The organism is Bradyrhizobium sp. cir1, assembly GCF_014198245.1.
Lineage (GTDB): Bacteria > Pseudomonadota > Alphaproteobacteria > Rhizobiales > Xanthobacteraceae > Bradyrhizobium.
This window is the reverse complement of record NZ_JACIHE010000003.1, coordinates 250,690-266,190: the sequence shown is the minus strand read 5'-3', so window position 1 is coordinate 266,190 and position 15,501 is coordinate 250,690. Positions and strand designations below refer to the sequence as shown.

Annotated in this window: 14 protein-coding genes; 5 read left to right on the top strand and 9 right to left on the bottom strand. The window is 62.7% G+C overall.

From position 1 onward, the window contains the following. Positions 1-5: 5 nt before the first annotated feature. Positions 6-1,556 carry a hypothetical protein gene (locus tag GGD63_RS09610; protein ID WP_210315722.1) on the bottom strand — a complete coding sequence of 517 codons (1,551 nt, stop codon included), beginning with the start codon at positions 1,554-1,556 and terminating at the stop codon, positions 6-8. Positions 1,557-1,837: 281 nt separating this feature from the next. Between GGD63_RS09610 and GGD63_RS09605 the strand changes: the two genes are divergently transcribed. From GGD63_RS09605 to GGD63_RS09585, 5 genes are all read left to right on the top strand, one after another. Further along, positions 1,838-2,602, top strand: coding sequence for a TenA family transcriptional regulator (locus GGD63_RS09605; protein WP_183241169.1), 765 nt, complete (start codon positions 1,838-1,840; stop codon positions 2,600-2,602). 15 nt (positions 2,603-2,617) lie between these two features. Continuing rightward, positions 2,618-2,950 carry a 2Fe-2S iron-sulfur cluster binding domain-containing protein gene (locus tag GGD63_RS09600; RefSeq protein WP_183241167.1) on the top strand — a complete coding sequence of 111 codons (333 nt, stop codon included), beginning with the start codon at positions 2,618-2,620 and terminating at the stop codon, positions 2,948-2,950. Positions 2,951-3,028: 78 nt separating this feature from the next. After that, positions 3,029-3,325, top strand: a complete 297-nt coding sequence (locus tag GGD63_RS09595) for a ferredoxin (RefSeq protein WP_183241166.1) — start codon at positions 3,029-3,031, stop codon at positions 3,323-3,325. A gap of 37 nt (positions 3,326-3,362) precedes the next feature. Next, a complete protein-coding gene (locus GGD63_RS09590; protein ID WP_183241164.1) occupies positions 3,363-3,707 on the top strand; it encodes a 2Fe-2S iron-sulfur cluster-binding protein in 345 nt (114 codons plus the stop codon). Positions 3,708-3,891: 184 nt separating this feature from the next. Beyond that, positions 3,892-4,695 carry a GntR family transcriptional regulator gene (locus GGD63_RS09585; protein ID WP_183241162.1) on the top strand — a complete coding sequence of 268 codons (804 nt, stop codon included), beginning with the start codon at positions 3,892-3,894 and terminating at the stop codon, positions 4,693-4,695. A 64-nt stretch (positions 4,696-4,759) separates the two neighbouring features. On the opposite strand, the gene GGD63_RS09580 is transcribed toward GGD63_RS09585, so the two are convergent. From GGD63_RS09580 to GGD63_RS09545, 8 genes are all read right to left on the bottom strand, one after another. After that, positions 4,760-4,984, bottom strand: coding sequence for a hypothetical protein (locus tag GGD63_RS09580; RefSeq protein WP_183241160.1), 225 nt, complete (start codon positions 4,982-4,984; stop codon positions 4,760-4,762). Positions 4,985-5,038: 54 nt separating this feature from the next. Continuing rightward, positions 5,039-5,293, bottom strand: coding sequence for a transcriptional regulator (locus GGD63_RS09575; RefSeq protein WP_183241623.1), 255 nt, complete (start codon positions 5,291-5,293; stop codon positions 5,039-5,041). 113 nt (positions 5,294-5,406) lie between these two features. Further along, positions 5,407-5,616 (bottom strand): cold-shock protein, encoded by a 210-nt coding sequence (locus GGD63_RS09570; RefSeq protein ID WP_183241158.1) that lies wholly within the window; start codon positions 5,614-5,616, stop codon positions 5,407-5,409. Positions 5,617-6,017: 401 nt separating this feature from the next. After that, positions 6,018-9,056, bottom strand: a complete 3,039-nt coding sequence (locus GGD63_RS09565) for a tetratricopeptide repeat protein (RefSeq protein ID WP_183241156.1) — start codon at positions 9,054-9,056, stop codon at positions 6,018-6,020. A 446-nt stretch (positions 9,057-9,502) separates the two neighbouring features. Beyond that, complete coding sequence (locus GGD63_RS09560) at positions 9,503-11,608, bottom strand: cytochrome c3 family protein (RefSeq protein WP_183241155.1); 2,106 nt, start codon at positions 11,606-11,608, stop codon at positions 9,503-9,505. Between the two features lie 355 nt (positions 11,609-11,963). Further along, complete coding sequence (locus GGD63_RS09555) at positions 11,964-12,404, bottom strand: DUF2721 domain-containing protein (protein WP_183241153.1); 441 nt, start codon at positions 12,402-12,404, stop codon at positions 11,964-11,966. Between the two features lie 5 nt (positions 12,405-12,409). Then, positions 12,410-12,688, bottom strand: coding sequence for a hypothetical protein (locus tag GGD63_RS09550; protein ID WP_183241151.1), 279 nt, complete (start codon positions 12,686-12,688; stop codon positions 12,410-12,412). A 74-nt stretch (positions 12,689-12,762) separates the two neighbouring features. After that, complete coding sequence (locus tag GGD63_RS09545; protein WP_183241149.1) at positions 12,763-15,450, bottom strand: arylsulfatase; 2,688 nt, start codon at positions 15,448-15,450, stop codon at positions 12,763-12,765. Between the last annotated feature and the right edge of the window lie 51 nt (positions 15,451-15,501).

Below are 15,501 nucleotides of genomic sequence, written 5' to 3'. Positions count from 1 at the left end.
TTTCCTCAGTGCCAGATTAGGACGGCGCAGATCGTCGAGACCACCAGTCCCGTGAGCACCGGAATCATCACGGTCTGAACGATCTTGAACACGGGGACGCGGGCAAATCCGGCAACCGCGATCAGCGACGACCACGCGACCAGCGTGCCGCCACCGGTCCACACGGCACCCATTTGGCCGATCGCTGCGAGCGTGGCGGGATCGAGCCCGACGGTGGGTGCCAGCGCGCCCGACAGCGAACCGGTGAGCGGCAGGCCTGCGAAACCCGAACCGTCGATGCCGGTGATCATGCCGGAGATCAGCACGCCGAACGCAACGAACACCTGGTTGCCCGGAATCCATCCCTGCACGGCCTGGACGAGCTCGAACAGCAAGTTCGGCGCCTGCGCCGCGGGAACGCCGAGAATAGGCGCGGACAGGCCCGGCTCTGCGCCGAGAAAGAAGAATCCCGCGATCGGCAACACCGACCCCATCGCCTTGAACGCGAAGATGAAACCTTCGGTCACATGGTCGGCGCTGGCGTCGAGGAATTTCCGCAGCTCGTCGGTGACGAACGACGCGCAGATCATCAGCACGGCGGCGACACCGCCAACCAGCGCCGCGGCATCGCCGCCCTTGAGATCATGGCCGATTCCGAGCTTGGAAAGCACCATCACGACGATGACGCCGAGGAACGCGACCGGCGTGGCAATGGCGAAGACCTTCGACCATCTTTCGCGGCGGCTCGGGAGCGCGGCGAGCGCGCTGTCGATCTGCGCCTGGGTTGCGAATGCCTTTTGGTCACCTGCGGTCCCGCGCGCGATCTCGGCCTTGTCGAAGGTGCCCTCCTCCTCGATACGCGCCAGCTCGCCGTTGATCGACTGCGCCTGCCAGCGTTCGAGCAGCCTGTCGTCCGGCTTGGTGATAAGCTTGCGGATCGCGAAATAGCCGAGCACCAGTGCGATGAGGCCCGTGATCAGCGACAACACGAGCGCCCGGTCGGCAACCGTGGCGGCACTGACCGCGGCGCCGGCGGCCTTGGCACTGATGCCCGGGGCAACGCCAATGACGTAGTCGGAGGACAGCGCCATGCCCTGTCCGGCGATCGCGATCGCCAGCGCGCCGCCGAGCGGCGGCAGTCCGGCCGCGATCGCCGCAGGAAGCAGCACCGCGGACACCAGCGGCACCGCCGGCGTCGGCCAGAAGAACAGGGAAATGATGTAGGTGATGGCGGCCAGGACGAAATAGGCCGAGTGCCCGTCCTTCATGACCGCACGAAACGGCTCGACCATGCGGATGTCGGAGCGCAGCACCTTCAGCGCATTCAACAGCGCGGTCATCAGCGCGATCACCAGGAAGATGTTGAACAGCTCCTTGGCCGCGGTGAAACTCGCATTGAAGATGCTGCCGAGCGCGGCGATCGGACTGTGCGTCCAGGCCAGTGTGACGAGACAGGTCGCAATAACCGACGGCACGACCACATTGGCGCGCCAGATCATGGTCAGGACGATGATGGCGACGCCGAACAGATAAACCCAATGCGCGGCAACGATCGGAACATGCGACTGCAGTGTCATGTGTAGGCTCCCCAATCGCCGGCAATGTTGTATACTGTATTCTAAAATTGCAACAGGAAACTGCGATTGCGTTGCAAAGGCCGCTGCAGAACGCTCCCCAAAATTTTGTTTTCCGAATGTATTTCAATATTTTAACTGGCAGAAATAAAATGCAAGCCACAAACAACCACGGCTCGCGTGTTGACAGCTCGCCATAATTGTATACTGTATACTGAAATTTTCGCACAATGCTGCGGTTCAAGTCGGAACGACCCATCACTACGGCGGACAGGAGCGCGACGATGCAAAAGCTGATGAACCACGTGGAATTTCGCACGGCTCTCGAAAATGCCATCAAGGGCAAGAGCGCCAACAAGGCGCCCTTCAGCATCGCGTGGGCGAGCGGAAAGCTGAGCCGTGCGCATCTCGCGCGCTGGGCGGAGAACCACTACCACTATGTCGGGCCGTTCGCCGACTATCTCGGCTACATCTACGCGCGGATGCCGGAGCAATACCAGGAAGCCAAGGACTTCCTACTCGCCAATATGTACGAGGAGGAAATCGGCGGCGATCGCCATACCGACCTCCTGATCCGGTTCGCGGAAGCCTGCGGCACGACCGCGGCGCGGGTCAAGGATCCCGACAACATGACGGCCACGACGCGCGGGCTGCAGAGCTGGTGCTATGCAGTGGCGATGCGCGAGGACCCGATCGTGGCCGTGGCCGGTCTCGTGGTCGGCCTGGAATCGCAGGTGCCGTCGATCTACCGCAAGCAGACGCCGACCTTGCGCGAGAAGTACAAGTTCACCGACGAGGAGGTGGAGTTCTTCGATCTCCACATCGTGTCGGACGAGATTCACGGCGAGCGCGGCTACCAGATCGTGCTCGAGCACGCCAACACCGTCGAGCTGCAGCAGCGCTGCCTGAAGATTTGCGAGATCGGCGCGCAGATGCGCCTGCTCTACACCACCGCGCTCTATCACGACTACGTCGCCCAGGACATTCCGCTGTCGGAGCTCGTCGACAACAAGGTTCCTGCCGACGAGCGCACCCTGCTGCAGGCCTGAAGCGGAACGGCAAGGATGCCCAACGTCGTCTTTCACAGGAACGGCCAGACCTTTCACGGCGAGGTCAAGGAGAACACCAATCTCGTCGTGAGGGCGGGCATCCGGCAATTTCCATATCCGGACTTCCTCTATGGCTGCGGCATGGGCAAATGCGGCAAGTGCACTGCGCTCATCATCAAGGGCGGCGAACACCTGCCGGAGCCGAACTGGAAGGAAAAGAAGCGTCTGGGCGCCAGGATTGAGCTTGGCTATCGCCTCGCCTGTCAGCTCTGGCTGACCCACGACATCGAGCTGTCACAGGAGGCAACGCCGCTCGCCGACGTCGTCGCTCCGACCAATGTCGGCTGATTGTTGGACCGGGTGTGCTCCGCACGCCGTGAATGCATCTGCCAGCGCGCATGCTGAGAACAGGGAGGGACGCGAACCATGTATGTGATACTGACGAGCAAGATCGGACAGTTCCGGACCGAGATCGTCGACGGGCTCAAGCCGCTCGCATCCTACGACTATCTGTTCTACGGCACGAAGAAGGCGACCTTCGTGATCGCGGAGCTCGTCAAGGACACCAAGATCAGGGTGATCGACGAGGCCTGGTCGCCTCCGATCGTGAACGAGGTGCCCTCAAAATTCCTCGAGAAGTTCGAAACGCCCGAGCGCGCCTTCAGCGAGCTTCAGCACCTCACGACCTTCGGCCACATGGACACGGCGCTGCGCAAGCTGTGATTTCCAGGAACTCAATGCGCGTGTCGCGAAAACCGTCATGATCGAAGTCACGTTCCTGACCAACGATGGAAAGACCGTCACCGCGCCGGAGAACAGCAACCTGCTGCGGGTCTCTCTGCGCGAGCAAGGCGGCATTCCCTTCAAGTGCGGCGGCGGAATCTGCGGGACCTGCAAATGCCGAATCGAGAAAGGCATCGAGAACACCGACGCGATCAAGCCGAAGGAACGAAAGCACCTGACTGAGGAGCAATTCGCCGCCGGCTACCGGATGGCGTGTCAGACATTCCTCATCGGTAATGTCAGCGTGTCCTGGACGCCCCGGCTAACCGGCGCCAGCGCCCGGCCCGAAGCGCCGGCGGCCGAAGGTCAATCCCAGAACTAAGCGTCCTGGCCGGACTGCCGGACCAATCGCTCTGTTGACCGTCGAACTCGACGGCTTGCCGGTATACAATCGCCGGTCTAAGTACTGTCCCGGTCGCATTGCCGGGAATTGCGAATCGGTCGATGGCGACCTGGATTTCGCCGTGATTCTGAAGATCACGCGACGCGGCTGAACAGGTCATCTCATGGCGGGCAGACTGGGAAACTCCAAACGACGTCTTGGTGACGACTACCTCTCCCTGCACGACAGGGTCATCGAGGAGCTGCGGCAGGCCATCCTTAGCCGGCGGCTGAAGCCCGGCGAGCGGCTGGTCGAGGGGCGGCTTGCCGACGAGCTTGGTGTCTCGCGCAATCCGGTGCGCGAAGCGATCCGCGTGCTGACCACAGAAGGCCTGGTCGAGGTGACCGCACGCCGCGGCGCGTCGGTCCTTGCCATGACGGACGAGGAAGCGCGCGAGACCATCGAAGTCCGTGCGCTGCTTGAGGGACAGAATGCGCGGCTTGCCGCGCGCCGCCGCGACGAGGATATTCTGGCGCGGATCGCTGCCGTGCTGAACAAGGGAACCGAGGCGGTCGCGGCCAAGCGCTACGACCTGCTGCCCGGACTCAATCAGCAGTTCCACCAGGAGCTCGCAGCGGCCGGCCGCAATCGCGTTCTGTCCGATCTGCTCAAGCGGCTGCGCGAGCGGACCGCGATGCTGTTTGCACCGACTGATCCGGAGCGTCAGGCGCGCACCTGGGATGAGCATGCCGGCATTCTCCGCGCGATCATTGCCGGCGACGAGCGCGCGGCCGCCACGCTTGCCGCCGAGCATGTGATGCGGGCCGGTGCTGATTTTCTCTCGACGCTTCACGTGCCCGACGAAAGTCTGTCTCTGGAAGCGTTGTCTGCAGGCCGTGGCAAGGTTTCCGACGACGTGCGTCCTGCTCGCTCGCCTAAGGTCAAACCCGCTCGCCGCAGCCGGGTGAAGCGAGCCGCGCGGAGTTGATCGGGCCCGCCAGCGCCTGTTTTCGGGGGACACAATCGATCCGGTGCGAATGCGCCGGTATTTTTCAGAGCATCGAGAGGACGACGACGCCGTCCTCGAGCTCCCCGGAAGCCAGTCGCGCCCGCGCGATACGCTCGAACTCCGTCCGGTATTTCTGAAGATAGCTGAAGGCCTGCTTCTGCGTCTGAAAGGTCGTCGCGAGACGGCATAGCTGTCGGCCCGCGCCGAGCGCGAGAAAGAAGGTGATTGTGCCGCCGTCATCCGGCTTGATCCTAGGCACGGCCCGCACTCTTTCGCATGTGAACGACCCTCTTCAGATTGTCGTCTGCACTTTCGAATTCGGCTATCTCGGCAATTTCCTCGTGCGCTTCTTCGATGCGGGCGCCGGCGACGATGTGCGAAGAGTGGCGTCGGCCGCTTGCTCGGCTGCTTCCTTGGCCTCGCGCAGCTCGCGAAGCCGCGCCATGTTCTTGCGGATATCGACAGCGCGCCTTTCGACATCGGCGATCGCCCGCGCGCCCTCTTCGGCGGCCAGGCGCTGACGCTCGGACCGGGCGATGGCTTCGGGTGACGGTTCGGCCGATTTCCTGGCGCTCATCTTTTGGCGCTCATCTTTCACCCTGCCCGGCAACGGAGAAAACCCGCTCAATCCTTACGATCGAGCGGGTCGCATAGCCGTTTCAGTACATCCGTGAAACGGCGGTGCAGAGCTCAAGCCAGCGAGAGATTCTCAGCGCTGACCTTGCCTCGCATCTTGTCGGTCTTGGTCTCGAAATTGACCTTCTGGCCCTCGGCGAGCCCCGCAAGACCAGCCCGCTCGACCGCGCTGATGTGAACGAACACGTCATTGCCGCCGTCGTCGGGTTGAATGAATCCAAAGCCCTTCTGGCCGTTGAACCACTTCACAGTACCTGTCGCCATTCTCTTCTCCAAAGCGCATAGACGCGCATTCCGCGTGACGCTCACGCAGATCGATTCAATTCGTCGATGTCTCTGGAAAAGGAGCCCGCGGGCGCATTCAACAAGCACAGCGGCTGAACGAATGAAGCGACGCTATACCTCGCCATCGACATTAGCAAGGCTTCGGGCAGATTTAATCGAGCTCCGGACTTCAGCGGAACCTTCGTCGCAATGGGGGCTCGAACGGGCAAGCATCAGGTCGGCGAACGCAGCCGTGCGGTCGAAGCCCGAGCTACGAGGTCGCTCGCCTCCTGAGGTCAGCGCCGCAGATGCTACTACTACGAAGGGCACGCCAGAACGAGACGCCCATCGAGATCGCCAGCAAGAGGCGACATCGACGCGAATGTTCCAATGCGGACCTGCTACTTCGCGAGGAAGTAGAAATCCTCGCGACCAGGCAACGAACCATAGGTGTAGGGTTCCTGGCGGCCGGCGGTTGCCTCCATCACGTCGTCGCGCACCAGACGGAACAGCTTGTTGATCTCGACATTGGGCGTGGCGATTCGCTGCGCGAAGGCCACTGCGAACGGAGAGTTGCCGCCCTCGCCGTCGAGGGCGACCTGGCCGTGCTTGGCAGCATACACGACGAGCGTCGCGCCCGAGACCTTGACCTCGCTGAGGCCGCGGCTGGTCGAGCGCGACCGCGTGCCGGTCGCAGGTGCTGCCGGCGCTGCCGAAGCGAGCGCGGGTTGCGCGACCGGCACCTTCCTCATCTGGTCGGCAAACGGATTGTCGCGACAGGCGTCGAGCATCACGAGGCGGAGCTTGTGCGCGCCTTCCACTGCGGTCATCACCTGGTCGAGCGGCACGGCCTCGAACTGAATGTCGCGATCGACCGCGATCCTGGCCTCGACGGGGATCAGGTAGTTGGTCCCGTTCACCTCTATGCCGTGGCCTGCGTAATAGACCAGCGCCCATTCCGAGGTTTCGGCCTGGCTGGCAAAGTTGCGCAGCGCGTCCAGCAGCTTCTCGCGGCTGGAGTCGGCGATCAGCGTCACCTCCTGGAAGCCGACCGCGCGGATCGAGGCGGCGATCGCCTCGGCGTCGCGTTTGGGATTGGCAAGCGCCGCCACATTCTTGTAGGCGGAGTTGCCGATGACGAGCGCGATCCGCTTGCCCTGCTTCGGCGTCGTTGCACCCGGCACCACCACGGGAACGGCGACGGTCGGCGTCGGGATCGAGTTCGCGGAGGCGGCCTTCGATGGAGCTGCAGGGATCGACGGCTGCAGCGCGCCGGAATCGAGCGCGGCAAGGCGCGCCCGTGCGGTGGCCAGCGCCTCGCGGTTGATGTTGCCGCGCTCCTGCGATTTCGAAGCCAGCGCTTTCTGGAACTCGGCTTTGGCCCGCGCGAGATCGCCCATCTTCTCGTAGGTCAGGCCGGCGCTCGTCAGCGCCGTCAGGTCGTCGGGATTACGCTGCAGCACCGTCTCATAATCGGCGAGTGCAGCCTTGAAGTCGCCCTTGTAGCGATAAACGTGGCCGCGATAGAGATAGCCGAGAATGTCCCCCGGATTCAGCTTGATCGCACGCTCATGGTCGGCGATGGCGCGCACCAGATCGCCTTTCAACCGCCACAGCTCACCGCGATTGGAATAGCTCTTGTTCAGACGAGGATTGATCCGCACGGCCTCGTCGTAATCCGCCATCGCGCGCTCGTAATCGCCGAGGTCGACCCAGACCAGTCCGCGATTGCCGAGCACCGACGCGTTCTTCGGATTGAGCGCGAGCGCTTCGGTGTAAGTCGCAATCGCCCGCTCATTCTCGCCCTGCTCGTTGTAGAAGACCGCGAGTGAGCCGACGAAATACGAATTCTTCGGCTGCAGCCGCAACGCTTCCTTGAGTTCGGCGAGCCCGCGGTCGAGCTGGTCGCGTTCCCGCCAGATCATGGCGCGACCGGCATAGCCGTCGGCATGACGAGGATTGATGCTGATCGACTTGTCATAATCCGCAATGGCGCGATCGAGATCGCTTTTTTCGTACCAGACATCGCCGCGCATCGAGTAATGCGACGGCTCCTTCGGCTCGAGTCGTATCGCCTCGTTGTAGTCGGCGATCGCCCGGTCGTACTGGCCGGACTCCTTGTAGGCATTGCCACGACCGACGTAGGGGTCCGCTTTCTTCGGCTCCAGCCGGACCGCCTCGTCAAGCTCGGCAATGGCCTTCGCGACGTCGCCCTTGTTCAGCCAGACGATGCCGAGGCCGGTGTGCGGGCGGGACGCTTTGGCATCGAGCGCGATGGCTCTGTCGTAGTCGCCAATTGCCTTGTCGTACTCGACGGCGTCGATCCAGACGTCGGCGCGATCGCAGTAGCGCTCGGCGGTGGGTTCGAGCCGGATCGCTTCATCGAGATCGGCAATCGCGCGTGCGGTCTCGCCCTTGCCGTCCCATGCGCTGCCGCGGGCGGAATATGTCCCCGCAAAATTCGGATCTAGACGGATCGCCTCGTTGTAGTCGGCGATCGCCAGGTCGAATTCGTATTTGCTCTTGTAGGCGTTGCCGCGCCCATGAAAGGCGCTGTCGAGCGTCGCGTCGAGAGCAATGGCCTTGGAGTAGTCCGCGATCGCGCGGTCGTGCTCGTTCTTGTCTTCGAGCGCATTGCCGCGCGCGAGATGATTATCAGCAGATTTCGGCTCGAGCCTGATGGCCTCGTTGTAATCGGCCATCGCTCGTTCGAACTCGCCCCTGTTCTTTTGCGCATCGCCGCGATTGCGATAGGCGTCGGCATATTTCGGATCGAGCTTGATCGCTTGGCTGTAATCCGCGATCGCTCGATCGTGGTCACCCTTGTTCTCCCAGACATTGCCGCGGCTGTTGAAGACGACGGCATTCTTGGGATCAAGCCGCAAGGCCTGGCTGTAATCAACGATCGCCCGGTCGTACTCGCGCTTGCTGTTCCAGGCATCGCCGCGGCCACTATAGGCCGACGCATATTTCGGATCGAGCCGGACCGCCTCGGAATAATCAGCGATCGCTTTGTCGTGCTCGTTCTTGAAGTCCCAGCAGTCCGCGCGTCCGCTCCAGGACGGCGCGAAGTTCGGGTCGAACTTGATCGCAAGATTGAAATCGGCGATGGCGCGATCGTACTCCTTGCGCTCCTGCAGGATCAGCGCGCGGTTGTGGTAGGGGTCGCTGAAGGAAGGATTGGTGCGGATCGCGGCGCTGTAGTCGTCGAATGCCTTGTCGCTGTCGCCCCTGTTTCCCCATGCAATGGCGCGTTTGTTATAGGCCGAGGCGAGCGCATTGGTGGAGATGTCGCCGGCCCTGATAACCCGCGAGCAGGCCGCGATCTTGGCATCGCCGCGCGCATCGTCACAATCCCGGAGGTCTTTTGCGCTGGCCGCCAAGGCCGGGCCGGCGAGTGTGACACAGGCAAACACGGCGAAGACAGATGTGAACCGCATCGTCGTTCCCCGCAAAACGGTATTGCAACGGAAATCGCTTTCAAACGCAACACGCCTGAAATTCTAGCCGGATAATCCGGCGAAGACGAGCGCGACGCAAGACGCTTCATCGACAGCGTATGTGACGGGCATCACAGCCCAGCCGCCGTCGGCGCAGCGCTATCGCATATGAAGAAGCGTGGCGGACAGCTCACCCGCAGCCGATCCTTCGAGACGCCCGCCGACGGCGGGCCCTCAGGATGAGGGCGGAGTGCGCGGCGGCAATTTCAACGGGGCAAATGCTGCTTAGCCTCATCCTAAGGGGACCGCCGCGGCTTCGACGATCTCCGGGTGCGCCATTGTGAGGTTTTCGAGCTCGATGGAGGAGATCCACCAGCAGGCATGATCAATGCCCGGTGGATTCCGTCGCGAGCTATGGCGGCGGCGCGACCTCGCTCGCGCCCCGGCTATCGCCTGAGCTCTCTGATGAGGTTCGCCAATCGTGGATCGTCAGGCCGGAGAAGCGCCAGTCGCTCTGCATATCCAAGCGCCGCCGCGATGTCTCCCTTTTCCCTGCTGAAGCTCAAAGCGGCTGAAAGCAGCTCCAGATTGTTCGGATGTCCGCGCAGGCTCTGGTTCAGCACAGAAAGTGCATCGTCGCGGCGGCCCATTCCGTTCAGCCCTACAGCATAGACGTAGGCATACCGCATTTGGCCGGGGTCAAGCGAGGCAGCCCGATGCAGCTCGTCGAGGGCTTCCTCGCTGCGCTTCTGGCGCACGAGTGTCAGCCCAAGCGCGTGGTGGAGAGATGCGTCCTGCGCCGACGCGGAGAGCGCTTCACGCAGGATCTTCTCCCCGTCACCGTCGCGTCCGAGCTGCCGGTACAGGTCGGACAGGTTGACGGCGGCCGCCGCAAACGAGGGATCGAGCCTGAGGGCCGTGCGGTATTCGGCCTCTGCTGCGCCGGGGTTGGCCTGGCGCATGAAGAAGTTACCAAGCGCCGTTCGCGCATCCGGCCGATCAGCATTCAGCTTCTGCGCAGCGACGAATTCGGTGGCCGCCCGCGTGAACTTGTCGCGATCGGCCGCCGGCTGGCGCGCTGGAGGCACGGCGGCCAGAAGCTCGGCGGCGCGAATGCGCACACCACGCACGGGATCGCCCAGACGCGGCGAGGCGAGCGGCCAGAGCTGATCGGCGGGCGCTCCTTCGAGCCGATCGAGCGCGCCGAGCCTCACGAGCGGATCGGAATCGGAAAGCCCATGCCGGATCAGATCGAGAATTGGCGCCGGAAGCTCCGCCAGCGCGCTGGCGCGAACGAGACCGGGAACGTCAGCCGATTCAGCGATTGCGGCGAGCTGCGCTTGCGCGTCGGCAGCTTCGCTCCAGGCCGCATGAAACGCGCGCGCCCAGGTCTGATGGCCGCGCCGCTCCGGCCCGAACCAATCCTCGATCTGATCCGCTGCCCAGGCTGCCGGCTTGTCGCGATGGCAATCGTTGCACGCATTCGGTGCGCCTGTCTGCACCGAGAGATCGGGACGCGGAACGCGGAAGCCGTGGTCGTGGCGGCGGTCGACGACCATGTAGCGGCGCTCCGGCATATGGCAGGCCGGACAGCCCGGCGGCGGCGAGACATCGGCGTGATGCCGGTGCGCGGCGGATTCATATTTGGCGGGCGCATGGCATTGCGAACAAACGCCATCTCCGGGCGCCTTCAACGTTGCGCTGTGCGGGTCGTGGCAGTCGCTGCAGGTCACGCCCTTGGCGAACATCCTGCTCTGCTTGAACGGCGCGTAATTGTAGGTCTCCTCGTCGTCGCGCATCTGGCCGTCGGCATGAAAGCGCTGGCGGTCGAGCAGCGATACGCGGTGGGTGTCAGAGAGCGGTCGGCCCGGCATCCAGTCTTCCGAAAGCTGCCCGCGGCGCGCGTGGCAGCGCCCGCAGGTCTCGACCTCCTTGCGCAGGGCCGGCGCCGGCGCGCTGCGTACCGGCGTCAATGTGCCGGCAGAGGCGGACCAGGTGATGCCGCTGCGCTCATCGAAGCGGACCAGCAGGCCGTTATCGGCGTCGCGCGCCGCCGGGGCGACGCGGGCCCACGTGATGTGGCGCGAGCCGGCGCCGTGGCAAGCCTCGCAGCCGACGCTGATCTCGGAGAATCTGGTGACGAAGTGATCCTTCTCGGCGTCATAGCCCTTGTGCACATCAGTCGAATGGCACTCCGCACACATGAAATTCCAGTTCTGGTTCAGCTTCGTCCAGTGCAGGGAATCGCTACTGGTGATGGCGCTGTCCGGGTAGAGGTGAAACCAGCGCTGACCGCCCTGCTCTTTCGGCCGCGTGTCCCAGGCGATGGACAGGGCCTGGACGCGACCATCCGGGAATTGGATCAGATATTGCTGCAGCGGCTCGAGGCCGAAGGTGTATTTCACTTCAAAGACGGCGAGCTTGCCGTCGGGCCCATCGGTCTCGACCAGGAACTTGTCGTCCTTGCGAAAGAAGCGCGAGCGGGTGCCGGCGTAGTCGAAAGTCGCATCATCGAAATCGCCGCGCACGGATCCATAGGTGGCGTGATCCATTGCGTGCCGGTGCTGCGAATTTTGCCAAAGGGCTGCTTCGGCCTGATGGCAGCCGGCACAGGCTTTACTGCCGACGAAGTGCAATGTCGCGTGCTGCGAGCTTGACGGATCGTTGGATTGCTGACTGCCGCTGGACAGATACCACCAAAACGCTCCGCCTGCGATAACGATGCCCACAGCAGCCAACATTCCGAGGGCATTCCTCTTGAGACCGAGCAGTCGCCCCGGTTGCGCATCGGCACCGGGCATCGAGCGACGCGAGTCGTTGGGCGGGCGAGCGTACTTGCGGCGCGTTTTCCTGCGAGATGCCCTTGCCACATCCACCTTCCGTCACAGGGTCTCTTGGCGAGCGATCTTACACGTGATGGTCAAAATCCCTCAGGGCAATTCGCGTCTCGCGAGCGAGGTTGATCAGCGACAGGACGAAGAAGATCAGGGCGGCAACAAACAAAATGGCAACGCCGTACTCATGCGCCAGATGCAACATGGCGCTTACGAAAGCGACGATGATCAGCATGGACGTGATGACGGCGCATATCGTGGAATAGAATACCGCCTGGTTGAGCAGTGCGGCGCGGCGCTTGAGACGGGGAATATCATCCTTGAGATACGCTTTGACCTCATCGCGAGTGATGCTGTGAAGGAATTGCGAGCGATCGATCACGCGGTTCATCCGCGAAATCAATACGGAGATAAACGCAGCCACCGCGCCCAGCAGAAAGGCAGGCGCCGCGACGCTGCCAATAATCCGGGACAGTTGTTCGACCGACGGCGTCAGCGGCAACAGGTCGCCCATGTCGGCTATTCCAGCGGCGTTACCTTCGCAGCCATGTCAGGAGCACGGCTGATCCTGTAGGTCGCGTTGCTGCATTTGAGGGTCCAGACACCGAGGTCCGGCTTCGAGCGCTTCGTATCCTTTATGGCGCCAAGGGCCTTGTCGCAGACAAAGCCTTGTGAACGAATCTGGATGGCGAGCATGCCCTGCAGCGTCTCCGCCGCGTCCTGCGCCGCAGCGCGGCCGACGGACAAGACGTCGACCAGTGCAAGCGCCGAAAGGAATATCCAACGACCGTCTTTCATGAGCTTCTCCGATCGCGCCTTGCGTTCATTGGCCGCCGGGAAGCCGATTGCCTTCCCGCCGGTCTTGCGCCGAGCTATTGGCGGACACATTCCTGAACGAACTTGACCCGGTCCACCATACCAAGGCCCTTCGCCTCGGCCTGTTTGCGACAGCCTTCTCGCTTGTCCATTCTGAGCTGGATTTTTTCGACGAGGCTCAGGCCGACGGTGCCGACCTGTGGTGCGGCCGAGGCCATCTTTCCGTCGTCGGTCGCCGGACCGTCGCCCGCGACTCGCGCTGCCTCTTGCAGCCGCTTGATGTCCTCCGGGCTCAGCTTTGGTCGATCCATGTCGAGCGTGATCCTGATGATCGTGCCGGTGAAGGCGAACGGCGCCTGATAGTCGTCGTCGTCGACCGGCGTGCCGGTGTCGGAGCCGATGTCCAGCGCCTCGTCCCACTGGAGGATGAGGGGAAGCGTATGCTCCATCTTCTCCGTGGCCACTACCTTGCCATCGACTTTCAGCGTGCCCGTGCCCCCCTGTCCGATGCCGCTATAGTTGCCGAACACCATGGTGGCGGCCCCGAGACCATCATATTTGAAGTCAAACTCGATGACGTGCTTGCCGGGTGTCAGCTCCGGCCCCTCCCAGCGCACGCGCTTGAGATCGACGAGATTCCACGTAAACACAGGCTTGTTCTTCAGGACATAGAGGCCATAGCCGGCGAAGCGGCCCCCTTGTGTCACCAGCATGCCCTCGGCGCCTCCTTGCGGAATGTCCACGTCGGCCTTGAAGGTGTAGGAGGTATTGAGCAGGCTCGGCGCATCGCCATTCGGCGTGCCGGTCATCGGCCGCGTCCAGGCGAAGCTGGTCCGGCCGGCACTGAGACTCGGACGCGGCGTGATGAGGCGGGTCGCCACCGATGAATCGAGCGGCAGCACCTGATATTTTTCCGCCTCCTTCCAGAACAGCGCCTGCAGTTCCTTCAGCTTGTCCGGATATTTGGCGGCAACGTCGTCGGCCTGCGTCCAGTCGTTGCTGAGGTCGTAGAGCTCCCACGGGTAATCACCCGGAGCCGGCAATTTCGCAATCGTCACCCATGGCGGACGCTGAACCTTGGTGCTCGCGATCCAACCGTCGTTATAGAGCGCGCGGTCGGCAAACATCTCGAAATACTGCGTCTTGTGTGTGGACGGCGCGTTCGCGTTCTTCTGATCGAACGTGTAGGCCATGCTGACGCCTTCGATCGGGCTTTGCTTGATGCCGTCGACGATGTCAGGCTGCTTGATCTGAGCCGCCTCGAGGATGGTAGGCACGACGTCGATGACGTGGTGGAACTGGTGGCGGATGCCGCCCCTGTCCTTGATCACCGCCGGCCAGGAAATCGCCATGCCCTGGCGTATGCCACCAAAGTGAGAGGCGATCTGCTTGGTCCAGGAGAACGGCGTATCGAACGCCCAGGCCCAGCCGATCGACATGTGGTTGTAGGTGCGATCGGTGCCCCAGACGTCGTAGAAATATTTGAGTTGATCCTCGACGGACGGGTTGATCTGGTTGAACATCGCCACTTCGTTCGGCGTTCCGTTCGGCTGGCCTTCCGCGCTGGTCCCGTTGTCGCCCTCGATATAAATGATGAGCGTGTTGTCGAGCTTGCCCATGTCATCGATCGCCTGGATCACCCGGCCGATCTCATTGTCGGCATAAGCCGCATAGGCGGCAAATACGTCAGCCTGACGGATGAACAGCTTCTTCTCATCGGCTGAGAGCTGATCCCATTCCTTGATCAGATCTTTCGGCCACGGCGTCAGCTTGGCATTCGGCGGAATGACGCCGAGCCGTTTCTGGTTCTCGAAGATGGTCTCGCGCAGCTTGTTCCAGCCCTGGTCGAAGAGATGCATATCCCCGATCTTCTTGGCCCACTCCGGCGTTGGGTGATGGGGTGCATGCGTCGCACCTGGGGCGAACTTGACGAAGAACGGCGTGTCCGGCGAGAGCGCATTCATCCGGTTGACATAGTCGATGGCGTCATCAGCCATGGCCGTCACCAGATTCCAGCCGGGCTTGCCGACGTAGGGGTGAATCGGCGTGGTGTTGCGGACGAGATTGCCGGGCTCCCACTGATTGGTGTCGCCGCCCATGAAGCCGTAGAAATATTCAAAGCCCATGCCGGTCGGCCACTGGTCGAACGGGCCGACCTGGCTCGCCTGATATTCCGGCGTGTTGTGGTTCTTGCCGAACCAGGCGGTGTGATAGCCGTTGTCGGTCAGGATGCGGCCGATCGTGGCCTTGTCCCTGGTGATCACGCTGTCGTAGCCGGGAAAACCGGTGGCCTGCTCGGCGATCACGCCGTAGCCGGCGGAATGATGATTGCGTCCGGTGATCAGCGCCGCGCGCGTCGGCGAGCACAGCGCCGTCGAATGGAAATTGGTGTAGCGCAATCCGCTTTGCGCGATTCGGTCGAGCGCCGGCGTCGGAATGACGCCGCCGAACGTGCTTGGCACGCCGTAGCCGGCATCATCGGTGATGATCAGCAGCACGTTCGGTGCGCCCTTGGGGGGCACCACGCGCGAGGGCCAGAAAGGAGTCGAATTGCGCGCATCGCGCTCGATCTTGCCACCGAACTTCTGCGGCGGCGGAGGCAGCTGATTGCCGGGAATGGTGATGGTCGCCGCGGGCGAGCCCGGGGGCGGCGCGGCCTGTTGGGCTTGCTGTGCGAATGCCGGCGCCGAAAATGCAAGGGTCAGTGAAAATGCGACAAGATGAAAGGATCGCGCAGTATTCATTGCAATTGCTCCCCTCAAATGAGGCGCCATCATTTTGCGGCGGCCAGAAAA

Excerpts from the sequence above, each read along its gene's own strand:
- GGD63_RS09575 (WP_183241623.1), bottom strand. The coding sequence starts at position 5,293 with ATGAGCGCCAGGAAATCGGCCGAACCGTCACCCGAAGCCATCGCCCGG.
- GGD63_RS09590 (WP_183241164.1), top strand. The coding sequence starts at position 3,363 with ATGATCGAAGTCACGTTCCTGACCAACGATGGAAAGACCGTCACCGCG.
- GGD63_RS09605 (WP_183241169.1), top strand. The coding sequence starts at position 1,838 with ATGCAAAAGCTGATGAACCACGTGGAATTTCGCACGGCTCTCGAAAAT.
- GGD63_RS09595 (WP_183241166.1), top strand. The coding sequence starts at position 3,029 with ATGTATGTGATACTGACGAGCAAGATCGGACAGTTCCGGACCGAGATC.
- GGD63_RS09550 (WP_183241151.1), bottom strand. The coding sequence starts at position 12,688 with ATGAAAGACGGTCGTTGGATATTCCTTTCGGCGCTTGCACTGGTCGAC.
- GGD63_RS09585 (WP_183241162.1), top strand. The coding sequence starts at position 3,892 with ATGGCGGGCAGACTGGGAAACTCCAAACGACGTCTTGGTGACGACTAC.
- GGD63_RS09600 (WP_183241167.1), top strand. The coding sequence starts at position 2,618 with ATGCCCAACGTCGTCTTTCACAGGAACGGCCAGACCTTTCACGGCGAG.
- GGD63_RS09560 (WP_183241155.1), bottom strand. The coding sequence starts at position 11,608 with ATGGATCACGCCACCTATGGATCCGTGCGCGGCGATTTCGATGATGCG.
- GGD63_RS09555 (WP_183241153.1), bottom strand. The coding sequence starts at position 12,404 with ATGGGCGACCTGTTGCCGCTGACGCCGTCGGTCGAACAACTGTCCCGG.
- GGD63_RS09565 (WP_183241156.1), bottom strand. The coding sequence starts at position 9,056 with ATGCGGTTCACATCTGTCTTCGCCGTGTTTGCCTGTGTCACACTCGCC.
- GGD63_RS09570 (WP_183241158.1), bottom strand. The coding sequence starts at position 5,616 with ATGGCGACAGGTACTGTGAAGTGGTTCAACGGCCAGAAGGGCTTTGGA.
- GGD63_RS09545 (WP_183241149.1), bottom strand. The coding sequence starts at position 15,450 with ATGAATACTGCGCGATCCTTTCATCTTGTCGCATTTTCACTGACCCTT.
- GGD63_RS09610 (WP_210315722.1), bottom strand. The coding sequence starts at position 1,556 with ATGACACTGCAGTCGCATGTTCCGATCGTTGCCGCGCATTGGGTTTAT.